The 13273-nt window shown below is 50.2% G+C and carries 11 protein-coding genes; all 11 read left to right on the forward strand.

Going from position 1 to position 13273, the window contains the following annotated elements:
- The coding region (locus OXG87_11960) for a sigma 54-interacting transcriptional regulator (GenBank protein MCY3870265.1) at positions 1-648 on the forward strand (648 nt) is incomplete at its 5' end.
- A 273-nt stretch (positions 649-921) separates the two neighbouring features.
- Positions 922-3699 carry a fibronectin type III domain-containing protein gene (locus tag OXG87_11965; protein MCY3870266.1) on the forward strand — a complete coding sequence of 926 codons (2778 nt, stop codon included), beginning with the start codon at positions 922-924 and terminating at the stop codon, positions 3697-3699.
- A 742-nt stretch (positions 3700-4441) separates the two neighbouring features.
- A complete protein-coding gene (locus tag OXG87_11970) occupies positions 4442-5143 on the forward strand; it encodes an HAD family hydrolase (protein ID MCY3870267.1) in 702 nt (233 codons plus the stop codon).
- A gap of 40 nt (positions 5144-5183) precedes the next feature.
- A complete protein-coding gene (locus OXG87_11975) occupies positions 5184-5462 on the forward strand; it encodes a MoaD/ThiS family protein (GenBank protein MCY3870268.1) in 279 nt (92 codons plus the stop codon).
- Between the two features lie 115 nt (positions 5463-5577).
- Entirely contained in the window at positions 5578-6252 is a 675-nt protein-coding gene (locus tag OXG87_11980) for a phosphoribosyltransferase (GenBank protein MCY3870269.1), read from the forward strand.
- Positions 6253-6598: 346 nt separating this feature from the next.
- On the forward strand, positions 6599-7864 hold the full coding sequence (urtA, locus tag OXG87_11985) for an urea ABC transporter substrate-binding protein (GenBank protein MCY3870270.1): 1266 nt from the start codon (positions 6599-6601) through the stop codon (positions 7862-7864).
- A 51-nt stretch (positions 7865-7915) separates the two neighbouring features.
- Complete coding sequence (locus tag OXG87_11990) at positions 7916-8815, forward strand: outer membrane beta-barrel protein (GenBank protein MCY3870271.1); 900 nt, start codon at positions 7916-7918, stop codon at positions 8813-8815.
- Positions 8816-8908: 93 nt separating this feature from the next.
- A complete protein-coding gene (urtB, locus tag OXG87_11995; protein ID MCY3870272.1) occupies positions 8909-10582 on the forward strand; it encodes an urea ABC transporter permease subunit UrtB in 1674 nt (557 codons plus the stop codon).
- A gap of 106 nt (positions 10583-10688) precedes the next feature.
- Positions 10689-11783: an urea ABC transporter permease subunit UrtC gene (gene urtC, locus OXG87_12000; GenBank protein ID MCY3870273.1), complete on the forward strand. Its 1095-nt coding sequence runs from the start codon at positions 10689-10691 to the stop codon at positions 11781-11783.
- Between the two features lies 1 nt (position 11784).
- Positions 11785-12537 carry an urea ABC transporter ATP-binding protein UrtD gene (gene urtD, locus OXG87_12005; GenBank protein ID MCY3870274.1) on the forward strand — a complete coding sequence of 251 codons (753 nt, stop codon included), beginning with the start codon at positions 11785-11787 and terminating at the stop codon, positions 12535-12537.
- A 15-nt stretch (positions 12538-12552) separates the two neighbouring features.
- A complete protein-coding gene (gene urtE, locus OXG87_12010; protein ID MCY3870275.1) occupies positions 12553-13272 on the forward strand; it encodes an urea ABC transporter ATP-binding subunit UrtE in 720 nt (239 codons plus the stop codon).
- Position 13273 lies beyond the last annotated feature (1 nt).

Raw genomic sequence — 13273 nt, forward strand, 5'->3', positions numbered from 1 at the left:
GATATGACCCCGGAAACACAGGCCAGGATGTTGCGCTTGTTGGAAGAGGGTACGTTTGAGCGCGTTGGGGGCACTCAGACGCTGAAGTCGCAGACGCGGATTATGGCAGCGACCAATCGCGACTTGAAGGATATGGTCAATGAAGGTGATTTTCGGGAGGATCTCTATTATCGTCTCAATGCCTTTCCGATGTATTTGCCGCCGTTGCGCGAGCGGACGGAGGATATCCCAGGCCTTGCCGAGTTTTTCAAGAATCGCATGGCAGCGCATATAGGCAAACAAATCGGTGCCTTGATACCAGAGGTTATAGAGGTACTACAAACCTGCGATTGGCCTGGGAATGTGCGGGAACTGGAGCATACGATACAGCGTGCTGTAATTGCGTGTCACGGATCTCAAATTAAAGTGAGTGATCTGGGACTGTATGGTTCTCGACGCGAAGGTATCGCTCTTGACCTTGAGATTAATACTATAGATCAAGACCGAGAAGTCGTGCCTTTGGAGGATTTTGAACGCCGCTATATCCTCAAAGTACTCAAAATCACCGACTGGCGGGTAAGCGGTCCTCGGGGCGCAGCAATTCTGCTGGGATTACCGCCTACTACTCTGTATAGCAAAATCAAAAAACTGCGTATTAAGCGTCCCTAAATAGTGTATCAATCATTCTTGAATAGCGATATATCGTAAAAAGACGATATATCGCTATTTTTATATAACCTGTTGAAATAAAAAATCTTATGCATCATTATAGCTGTTTTTTACTTTATATCGTAAAAATTATGAAATTTAGAGAAATTTAAAATCTTCAATAAAATCAACATGTTAGATAAATAATTATAGTTGGCACGGATATTGCTTTTTATAGATGGGTTGCAGTGGCATGCCAGTTAATCCATCAATACAATCTCGGAAGGAGATAATATGTATAAAAAGCTTTTCATCTGTGCGCTTTGCTCATTTTTCGTGCTATCCGCCTCTCCAGTTCTTGCCCAGCACTCGGTGGCGCGGCAGTGGAACGATGCCCTTTTGACGGCGATTAGCAATGATAAAGCTTTTCCCACAATCCAGGCTCGCAATCTTTTCCACACCAGCATAGCAGTGTACGATGCATGGGCGGTGTATGGCGATGGACCCGAGCAGACTTATCTGCTGGGCAAAACTGTCAATGGTTTTACCGTTCCCTTTACCGGTGTGCCCCGCCCCGATGACGTAGAAGAAGCTCGCCATCAGGCCATGAGCTATGCGGCTTACCGCCTTATAGAACACCGCTTTGCCTATTCACCCGGCGCGAGAACGACGTTCAACCGCATCGGCACGCTTATGGCACAACTGGGATACGATCCGAATTTCACCTCCACAGACTATGCCAGCGGCAACCCCGCGGCTCTGGGCAACTATATCGCCCGGCAATTGATTCAGTTCGGTTTGCAGGACGGTGCCAATGAACAAGGCGCTTACCGCATCCGCTACTACACGCCGCTCAATCCGCCTTTAAACCCATCCCTGCCGGGGCATAACGGTCTTATTGATCCCAATTTCTGGCAGCCTCTCATCGTTGGAGAATACGACGAGTTTCTCACGCCAGAATGGGGTTCCATGATGCCCTTTGCCCTCGGCGAAGAGGACATGACGATGTACCAACGGGATGGTGACAACTATCCGGTTTTCCACGATCCGGGCCCCCCGCCCTGTATAGACTTCCAACAACAAAACAGTGAACGCGCTGGACAGAGAATGGCATCCGAAGAGTATCAATGGGGCTTTGCTCTGGTCGCGCTGTGGTCGTCCCATCTCGACCCGGCTGATGGCGTTCTGTGGAATATTTCGCCCGGTGCTATCGGCAATGCGCCAGCATTGCCCCAGACCTTGAGCGAGTACAAGGCGTTCTACAACTTTTTCGATGGCGGTGATGCCAGCCAGGGCCATCCGGTTAATCCCCATACCGGGCAGCCCTATGAAGACCAGTGGGTGCCGCGTGCCGACTACGCCCGGGTGCTGGCTGAATTTTGGGCTGACGGTCCAGATACCGAGACACCACCGGGCCATTGGTTCAGCATCCTCAACTATGTCAGTGACCATTCGCTTTTTGAGAAGCGTTTCAAGGGACAGGGGCCGATTCTCGACGATCTGGAATGGGATGTGAAGGCATACTTATCCCTGGGGGGTGCCATGCACGATGCCGCAGTGAGTGCGTGGAGTATAAAGTCCTGGTACGATTATGTCCGTCCCATTTCAGCCGTTCGCTGGATGGCTGACCGCGGTCAGAGCAGCGATCCGGACTTACCGCGCTATGACCCGGCTGGTCTGCCGCTTGTGGATGGCTATATCGAGTTGGTCAAAGCTGGCGATCCCCTCGCTGGTACATACGGCGAGCATATTGGCAAAATCAAATTGAAGGCCTGGCGCGGGCCGGATTATGTTACGGATACGGCGACTGATATCGCTGGCGTGGGCTGGATATTGGCAGAGAACTGGTGGCCGTATCAGCGGTCCAATTTTGTGACTCCGCCTTTTGCCGGTTATGTCTCGGGGCATTCGGTCTTCTCCAATGCCGCTGCCAGGGTTTTGACCCTGCTCACCGGCGATCCCTTTTTTCCAGGGGGAATGGGCGAGTTTCGCATCCGGCGCAATCGCTTTCTCGTTTTTGAAGAAGGTCCCAGTGTGGATGTGGTGCTGCAATGGGCTACGTACCAGGACGCCTCGGATCAGAGTTCTCTCTCGCGTCTTTGGGGCGGCATCCATCCACCTGTAGATGATATCCCTGCCCGTATCATCGGCGTCCAGGTTGGCGAGGATGCTTTTGCACTATCTGAAGCGTATTTTGGCCAGCCGCTACCCTGGGCACCTGATGCGCCGGTGGTGACGGGGTCATCGGCGATCAGTGTGACGGTGAATTGGGAGGCGCTTCCCACGGCGATTATGGGCTATGATTTGCGCTACCGACAGGGCGATATTCTGGTCTTTACGGACGGTCCGCAGGATGTGACCGGGACGAGCGCGACTATCACTGGGCTAAGGCCCAATACCGCATACGTGGTACAGGTGCGGGGAAGCAATGCGACAGGCGATGGCGACTGGTCACCCGTGGGTATTGGTAAGACGGCCACGCCGTCCGTTTCTCTGGATGTGGATGATGCTGAAGCGGATCAGTCCCTGTCCTCTCTCGATGTTTTTCCCGGTCGGGTTTTCTCTATCCAGATTTTCGGTAGGTATTTTCAAGCGATAGATAATTTTTCACTGCGCTTTGAATACGATGCGACGCAGGTAGTTTATGAGGGATTTAGCAGGGGTAGTGTATCTGGTACCTCGGCCCTCCCCGGAAGGGATTTTGTGAGTATAGGGATGACGTTGTCGAAAGAAAATCCAGTGGTTGATGGCAGTCTGATGGGCACGATTCGCTTTCGCACTACAGAGACATTTTCAGGCACAGATATACGCCTGATGCGGGTGAGCGTTGTGGGAGAGGAATACGCCGAGGTACTACCCGTGGATCTGAATATTGTCCTGGGCAAGGCTACTCCGCCTTCTTCGGACTTTGACGGCAATGGGATCGTTGGTATCTCTGACTTTTTGCTCTTTGTGGAGGCATTTGGTTCTCGAGAAGGCCAGGCGCATTATGATGCAAAATACGATCTGGATGGCAATGGTGAGATTGGGGTACCCGATTTTCTGATTTTTGTGGAGAGCTTCGGCGAATGATGCACACGACGATTAAACTGACTGTGAGAAAGACGAACAGGATGCTATCTCAGCGACGAGTACTGATGGTGATTCTCTCACCTACAGTCTGTGGGTGGATGCAGATCATTTTTCTATACTATCCACATATAGGGAAAGTTAGCGTAGGGAAATTCCGAGTAGGGATTTATGAGCGCGCCGGGCAAACCTTTCCCATTTCACAGCCCGGCCAGGGGGCGACAGATAGTTCAGGGATACTTCTGTCGCCCCTCTAAACCAATGTAGTGGTTGTGAGCGATGGAAAGGACAGGCGTGTGAGTGTTGTCGTGAGTATTGCCATCATTGATGTTGAAGCAGTTAGCCAAACAGGAGTGAATCCCGAATGCAGGTGAAAGGTTGGTGACTTTAGAGACCAATTTCAGTATTATAAGTGACCAGTTTATGGAGATGCTCCGCCACGCAATTCGGCTGTTGCAAACGGAAGGGGATTATGTAGCAATTTGATTTAAGAACTGACGTTACGCGGTGCTCATACAGCACGAAAAATCATTTACACACGATGTGGTTTAACGTTGTGCATTTGGGGCAACGGGGTCTGTCTGGCAGAATCTGTACCCGTTCAGCTATTATTTTTAATTTCTATATCAGTTTCTACAAACATTTGTATTATATTGCAAAGAATTTCTTCTTATCAAAGCCAATTTTTGCATGACTGCGTAACATCAGTTAAGAAGTAATATCAGGAAAGGAAGGGAAAGGATTGATGAGCACTGCCGTTCTGTTCGATCTCGATGACACGCTGATCGACCTCCAATACTCTCGCCGCCATGGGCTGCGCGCCGTTCAGGAGATACTGCCTGATCTGAAGCAGGTTTCGCTGGGAGAATTGGAACTCGCCCATGACGAGGAGTTGAACGCTACCTACCCCCGCATTCTCGATGACAGCCTATCGGCTGAGGAAGCGGGCCGTGTACACATACGCGGCATTTGCAGGCGCTACGACATAGAAGCAAGCAGGGTGGCCGAGGCAGCAGATGCTTACGCGCAAGCGCAGCAATCCAATCCGAGGCTTGTTCCGGGGGTCGAGGAATTGTTCGACGCCCTGCGGGGATGGGCAAAGATCGGTGTCGTCACCAACGGCTGTCCACTTCAGCGATACAAACTGGAGCTATTCGACCTTTTTCCCCTCGACGCCCTGGCGATATCGGAGGAGGTAGGGGCAGTAAAGCCGGACCCGGCGATCTTCCACTACGCTCTTGCTGAACTCGGAGTGCAGAAAGCGACGATGATAGGGGATTCATGGGAGAATGACGTTCTGGGAGCCATTGGATGCGGTATGTCTGCAATCTGGCTCAATCGCTACCGGCGAATCTGTCCCGATCCTTCTCTTGCCGTCGAGATCAACGGGTTCGAGCCCGTCGAAAGTGTCCTGCACACGCTGAGGAAATTATCCTGCACGCTCTAAATCGATATCCATTCTCACAACCGTTGGAAGGGATTACAAAATGACAGTAACCGTACATATACCTCTCCCACTTCAGAAGCTGACGAACAACCAGGCCACAGTAGAGGTCGCCGATGTAACCTCCGTAGAAGAGCTTATCGACAGCCTCGAAAACGACTACGCTGGTATCAAGGACAAGCTGTTCGAGAATGGAGAGATTCGGGGATATATCAACATCTTCGTCAATGACGAGGATATCCGATTCATGAAAGACGAAGGGGTCCGTCTAAAAGACGGCGATAGAGTGAACATCGTGCCATCCATAGCAGGGGGTATATAGTGGAACTTCAAGATTTTCTGACTTCTGGATAGGTGCTCGCCGTAGGCGTGTTTCTGTCGCGAGAAATCAGTCATCTGTCCTACTACATCGACCAGCGCCTGGAGGGCCACCCTTAATGTCCGTTTTTCCCAGCATTTTCCACAACCTGCTTCGATACGATACGCTGACGTTTAGCGACGGTGTGTCGGCTGCTTTCACTGTGGGATACCGCTTCGAAGATCGACCCGAGGACATGTGGAGCACCCGGTTTACGAAGTTCAAATTCGATCCTGACGATGCCTCGACCGAAGGCGGAGCAAGGCTTATGGCGCACGCTGCAGGTATTCTTGTTCAGGGCCTGGGGCTGGACCCCATCAGGACGGTTTTCGCTCCCGCTCTGCGCTCCTCAGAGAAAATCGCGGATATAGAGGGATTGCTGGCGATGCTTGCGCGTCGCTGCGCTGGCGCATGCAGGTACGAGCCGGGGCTGTTACAGAAGGAAGTCCATCTGCCCACGGGGAGAGGAGGACTGTATCCTGAATTTCGTTCCTTGCTGGTGGAGCATGCCGGCTACCGTTCCGCTTCTGTGGATGCCGATACGGTCTTCATCGTAGATGACTTTGTGGCTACGGGAAAGACGCTGTCTCTGGCCGCTACTGCGATTCTGGAGCGCAACCCGGACGTGACCGTGTACGGATTGGCTCTGGCGAAACCAGAGTGGCACAAGCTGATCCTCGATTGGCATGACGTGGACATCAGCAACGACCATATACCCGCTCATTGGTCATCCATATGGTCAGCAACGCCCTGAAAACTGGAGGTGGCAAAATGAAGTGGCGTGGAAGCATAGTTCTCGCACTGACACTTGTTTGGAGTTACCCCGTTTTGGTGGAGTATTTAGGGCACGGCCCAACGGAGCTATAAAATAAAAAAATTCAAGAAACACCGAGTTTATATCTGTTTAATCTTTTTGAAATAATTTGAATGTAGTTTTTACCCCGTCGCGATCATCGGGTATTGCGGCGGGGTAAAGTTTTATATGCACATCGGGTATTACTTTGTTGAAAGGAGGCTTTTTGTAGGCTAACCTATTCGTTAAGAAGATTTTGTTTTTTCGATGTATCACAAACCACACAATGGATGGAGGTATCATACGTATGAAAAAGTTTTTGAATATTTTGTTTGCCGCTGCACTGCTGTGCACTACAGGTCTTTCTGCTCAGGCAGAAGAAACAGTTAAACTCGGCGTGTTGCACTCTCTGAGCGGGACTATGGCTATCTCTGAGGTTTCACTGCGGGATGTCGTGCTTATGGCTGTTGGAGAGATCAATGCCAGTGGCGGCGTGCTGGGGAAGAAGATTGAACCCGTGGTTGTCGATCCGGCATCGGATTGGGATCTGTTTGCCGAGAAAGCCAAAATGCTGCTTCGGGAAGAGAATGTCGCTGTGACTTTTGGTTGCTGGACTTCGGTTTCGCGCAAGTCTGTTTTGCCGGTTTTTGAAGAGAGCAATGGTTTGCTCTTTTATCCGGTTCAATACGAAGGGGAGGAGTGTTCTCGCAATATTATTTATACCGGTGCTACGCCCAACCAGCAGTTGATTCCCGCTGCTGAATATCTGATGAGTGAAGAAGGGGGTAGTTATAAGAAGTTTTATCTGTTGGGTACGGACTATGTTTTCCCGCGTACTGCGAATAAGATTCTTCGCGCTTTCTTGCTGCACAAGGGTGTGCCCGAAGAGAATATCGTTGAAGAATATACGCCTTTTCACCATCAGGACTATCAGACCATAGTTCAGAAGATCAAGCGCTTTGCCGCCAATGGCGATGCGGCTGTTTTATCTACTATTAATGGCGATTCCAATGTTCCGTTCTACAAGGAATTTGCCAATCAGGGGCTCACATCGGCGATGTGCCCGATTATGGCGTTTTCTGTTGCTGAAGATGAGTTGCGTTCGATGGATACGGAGTTTCTCGTCGGTCATCTGGCTGCCTGGAATTACTTCCAATCTATTTCCTCTGCGGACAATCGCGCATTTGTGAAGAAGTTTAAGGATTATTGCGCGGCAAATGGGTTGCCCGGTGGTGCCAAACGCGTTACTGACGATCCCATTGTGTGGTCTTATGTGGGGGTTTATCTGTGGAAAGCCGCAGTAGAAAAAGCCGGTTCTTTTGATGTTGATGCCGTGCGTCCCGCGCTTTACAGCCTCAAGTTTGACGGTCCGGGGGGTACGGTGATGATGGATCCGGTGAATCACCATTTGCACAAGCCCGTGCTGATTGGCGAGATCCGCAAGAACGGTCAATTCAAGATTGTATATGAGACCGATGGCCTCGTCGCTCCCGATCCCTGGGACGATATCACGAGTGCGGACAAAGATTGCGATCATGTCAAGTACATGGGAACCTATATGCTCGGTCAGTAAAAATTTGGGCGGGGCAACTGGATTGCTCCGCCCGCAAAACAGGAGAAAAAAATGAAAAAACTGTTGCTGCTTCTCGCGCTGCTGGCTTTTTCCGCCACTTCGTCATTCGCTCAGATCAAAATTACAGATAACCTCACGGTTACGGGATTTTTTGATATGTCGTCAACGTATGATACGGCAACCAAATCCAATAGTCTGTCTTTTGATCAGTTTGAAGTTGACTTTATTTACAATTATGGACACGGGCTGTCAGCCCAGGCCGATATCAATAGCCTCAGTGGTGGCTCTGTTGATCTCGAGCAGGCTTTTGTGACTTACAAAGCGCCGAATGGCGTTAGCATTACGGGCGGTAAATTTTTGAGTTGTTCGGGTTGGGAGACTGCAGAACCCACAGGTTTGTATCAGTACTCTTATTCCGCGACGCTTGTTTATGGTGGTTATCAAAATGGCGCTGCTGTGGGTTTTGGCAATGGCAAAGTCGGCTTTTTTGGCTCTGTTGTCTCCAGCGTGTGGGATGGGACCGATACCAGTTTTGACGATCTGGGTTTTGAAGCACAGGTTGCTTTTACACCTGTTGAAGCATTTACGGCGAAGGTCGCGTATCTCTGGGAAGATATGGGTGGTTTTGAACAGTCGCTCGTCAATGCCTGGGGAATGTATGCCACGGGTCCCGTGACACTGGCTGCGGAATACAACTATCTGGCGAACTGGGGGGAAAGTGGCAATAGTGGCTATGGCTGGATTTTAATGGGTAATATGGCTTTGTCCGACAAGGTCGGTGCGACTGTGCGCTATAGCGGTCTGGATACAGATGCCGATGGAAAGTTTACGGAGATTACCTTTAGTCCCAGTTATACGATTACCGATAACTGGGGTGTGTTGGCCGAATTGCGCCGCGATATTGATTCCGAAGTAACCCTGTTTGCTTTTGAATCTATTTTTACGTTTTAACTTGAAAAAGCACACCGCAAAAGAGGGATGCCGCTTTCCTCTGGTTCTCTCATAGATGGGCGGTGTCTCTCGCTGTGGTGGTGACTTAAACGCATGAAAATAAAACGCCACAATTTTTTGCGCTCTATCTGCGCGCTGGTTTTCATTCTGGGCGCATCTTCCGTCCATGCACAGATGGATCACCAGTTGCAACTCGGGCGCATTGTTAGCAATAACCGCGATAGTATCACAACGGCTGTCAGGGCTATTTCAGATGCAAAAGATGTCGCTTATTATGCCCTGATGGTCGCGCTTTTCAATGGTGAACTCTATCTGAAGAATAATGAGCTCGTCATTATCGGCGAAATGCAAGAAGACGATTATGGCGATACCTTCGCCCCGCTCTACACCGCCTATCCCAAACGCCATCCCATTTTGGACGACGAGGGCAAGCCCCTTATCGCTCCGCTGATCGATCTCGAAGAGATTGATAGCAACCGTCGCATCCGCTCGTTTATCCAACCCTATCTCACGCAGATGGAAATTTTTCATCCAGATCCCGGCAAGCGCCGCATTGCTGTAGAAACGCTGGGCAATCGCGGTGATCTGGGCGCGGTCCCCATGTTGCGAGAGGCTCTGGAAAAAGAGACGGATAGCAGTATTCAAAGTCTGATCCGCGTTGCTCTGGGCAAGCTCGAACTCACACATCCCAGTCCCGAAGTTCGTCTCAATGCGGCTAAAGCGCTGGGTGAACTCAATAATACATTCGTCCTTTCTTTTTTGCGCGCGCGTGTTGAACCCGATGCCAGTGGCAATATTGCCGAGTCAGATCCCTCGGTTCAAAGCGAGATACGAAATGCGATTCAGGGGTTGGAGACATTTAACCAGATTATGGTGGTGATCCAGACGGCTTTTGTTGGTCTCAGTCTGGGGTCTATTTTGATTCTGATTGCGCTTGGTTTGGCGGTTATTTATGGGCAGATCGGTATTATCAATATGGCGCACGGCGAGTTTATGATGGTTGGGGCTTATTTTACGTTTATTGTTCAGAATATTTGTATGATTGTCCTGCCCGCTGCGTATATCGATCTGTTTTTTTTGTTGTCTTTGCCGGTTGCATTTCTCGCGGCTGGCAGTATGGGTTTGCTTGTGGAGTCTCTGGTTATTCGCCGTCTTTACAATCGCCCGCTCGAGAGTTTGCTGGCTACATGGGGGATTGGTCTTATTCTGGTGCAACTCGCGCGTACGATTTTTGGCGATCTCACGGCTGTCAAGCTGCCCCAGATTCTCAGTGGTGGTTTTGAATTGGCACCGCAGGTTATGCTGCCGTATAACCGGATCTTTATCATAGGTCTCACGGCTGTTATTCTGGTTGGTCTGGTCGCGTTTTTCTTTAAGACCCGGTTTGGCCTTCGGTTGCGCGCGGTTACACAAAATCGCGAGATGAGTGCTTGTATGGGTGTTCCCACCCGTCGCGTTGATGCGATTGCGTTTTTTATCGGTACGGGTATCGCGGGTATCGCGGGATGGGCTATGACGCTTATTGGCAATGTCGTGCCGAATATGGGGCAGACGTATATTGTCGATGCTTTTCTCGTGGTTGTCGTTGGCGGTGTTGGAAAAATTTTGGGGACTATTGTGGCGGGTCTCGGTATTGGCGTTTCCAATAAGGTTATTGAACCTTTCGCCGAGGCCGTTTATGCCAAGGTTCTCATTTTGGGTCTTATTATCCTCTTTTTACAGTTGCGTCCCACAGGTATCTTTCCCGCGAAGGGGAGAGACGAGTGAAAACGCGAATAGACGAATAGACGAATAGACGAATGGCGATACACACTGATCTTAGGAGGATGGGCGGGGTTCGTAGATTCGTAGATTCGCACGCGAGAGCTATCTTATGACCTATTACCGTCCTATCATTGTATTCCTGATTTTTGGCATTGCCGCGCCCGTGCTCAATGCTATGGGGTTGCTTTCTGATACGACATTGAATCTCTGGGGTCGTTATTTTTGTTTTGCGATTGCCGCTCTGGGGATTGATCTGATCTGGGGATATACGGGTATTCTGTCGCTGTGTCAGGCGTTCTTTTTTTGTTTGGGTGGGTACGCGATTGGGATGCACATGCTGCTCAAGACGGGTACGCAAGGGGTTTATGGGAGTGCGTTGCCCGATTTTATGGTGTGGAATCGCGTGGAACAATTGCCGATTTTTTGGGAGCCTTTTCACACTTTTACATTTGCGTTTATTCTGGCGCTTATGGTTCCGGCGATTATTGCGCTTATTTTTGGGTTTCTGGCTTTTCGCAGCCGGCTTCAGGGGGTTTATTTTGCGATTATTACGCAGGCGCTTGCCCTGGGGGTCTGGCTCATTTTTTTGCGGAATGAAACCATGCTCGGCGGTACCAATGGGCTGACGGATTTTAAGACGTTGCTCGGTTTTGAGCTGGCGGATCCGGCGAGCAAACGCGGTCTTTATGTTATTGCTTTTGTCACGCTTTTTGTTTCCTATTTTTTGTGCCGCTTTGTGGTGAAATCCAAGCTTGGTCGCGTGCTTATTGCGGTTCGCGATAGTGAGCATCGGTTGCGTTTTATCGGCTATCGCGTTATGAGCTACAAGGTATTTGTTTTTGTGATGGCCAGTATGTTCGGTGCTCTGGGTGGGTTGCTCTATGTGCCTCAGACCGGGATTATTACACCGGGCCGGATGGATGTGCAGGCTTCTATTGAGATGGTGATATGGGTTGCTGTTGGCGGGCGGGGGACTTTGATTGGACCGATTATTGGCGCGGTGCTTGTGAATCTTCTCTACAGTTTTTTGACGGGTGCGTTCCCCGGCACCTGGCTCTATTTTTTGGGATTTCTTTTTATCGGTGTTGTGCTCTTTTTTCCCGATGGTCTCATTGGTCTGCGGTCTAAGATAAAGATAAGTAGTTTGAAGCGATTCTTGCCCATACGCATCCCAGCACCTGTAGCCGCTGAAAGCCAGGATTGATATGATTTTTGATCCGGTTCTGCTGACTGTTGAAAATTTGCGCGTGTCCTTCGATGGATTTGTTGCGCTCGACATAGATGAGTTTGTCCTGCACGACCGCGAATTGCGCGTTGTTATTGGTCCAAATGGTGCGGGTAAGACGACTTTTCTCGATGTTTTGTGTGGGAAGACCAGACCCGATCGCGGTAGTGCGCGTTTTGAGAAGTTCGATCTCACGCAGATGAGCGAAGATGCGATTGTCAAAGCGGGTGTTGGGCGGAAGTTTCAAACGCCGTCTGTTTTTACTTCTCTTACGGTGTACGAGAATTTGATGCTGGCGCTCAAGACTGACCGCACGGTTCTCTTTTCGCTTGTTTCGCGTCTGTCGGATAAGAATCGCGATCGCATCCAGGCTGTTGCAGAGCAGACGGGTTTGGCTGACCATCTGCATACGGTTGCCGATGCGCTTTCGCACGGGCAAAAACAGTGGCTGGAGATTGCGATGGTTATTTTGCAAGATCCCGAGCTTTTTTTGATTGATGAACCCGCTGCTGGTATGACGGATGAAGAGACGGTTAAGACGGGGGAGCTTCTCGAACGCCTGACGATGAATCACGCGATTATTGTTATTGAGCACGATATGGAGTTTGTGAGACAGATCGCCCGCACTGTCACGGTTCTCCACGAGGGCAAGGTGCTCGTTGAGGGACCGATGGATCAGGTGCAAAATGATCCCCGGGTTATTGAGTGTTATTTGGGTAGTGCGCAGCATTGAATGGGTGGGATAGAGATGACGACGATCACAGATACCGCGCTTACCGTTCGAGGTCTGGATGTTTATTACGGTGAGAGTCTCATTTTGCGCGATATTGATATGGATATTCCCAGGGGAGCTATTGTGGCGGTTATGGGGCGCAATGGCGTTGGGAAGACGACGCTTATCAAGACGATCATGGGTTTGTTGCAACCTCGGGGAGGCGATATTCTGTTGAATGGGGTGAATATAACGGGGCAGGCACCGGATTTGCGGGCGCGTGCGGGTTTGAGTTATGTGCCGCAGGGTCGCGAGATTTTTCCCAGGTTGACGGTGTATGAGAATTTGCAGATTGGTTTGGAAGCGCGCACAGATGGCCTTGCATCTCTGCCGGAGGATCTGATTTACGACCTTTTTCCCGTGTTGGCCGATATGCAAGATCGTATGGGGGGTAATCTCAGTGGGGGACAGCAACAGCAACTCGCCATTGCCCGTGCGCTCGTTGGCGATCCGGATATTCTCATTCTGGACGAGCCTACAGAAGGTATTCAGCCTTCGATTATTCTCGATATCGAGAATGTGTTGATCCATCTGAAGGATAAAGGGAATCTCACTATTATTCTGGTGGAGCAATACTTTGATTTTGCCCGACAGATTGCCGATTATTTTTATTTGATGGATCGCGGAACGATTGCGTTGTGCGGTTCTGCGGATGAATTGTCTGACGAGAGTATTAAGCAGTATCTTACGTTTTAAG

The sequence above is a fragment of the Gemmatimonadota bacterium genome (assembly GCA_026706845.1).
Lineage (GTDB): Bacteria > Latescibacterota > UBA2968 > UBA2968 > UBA2968 > VXRD01.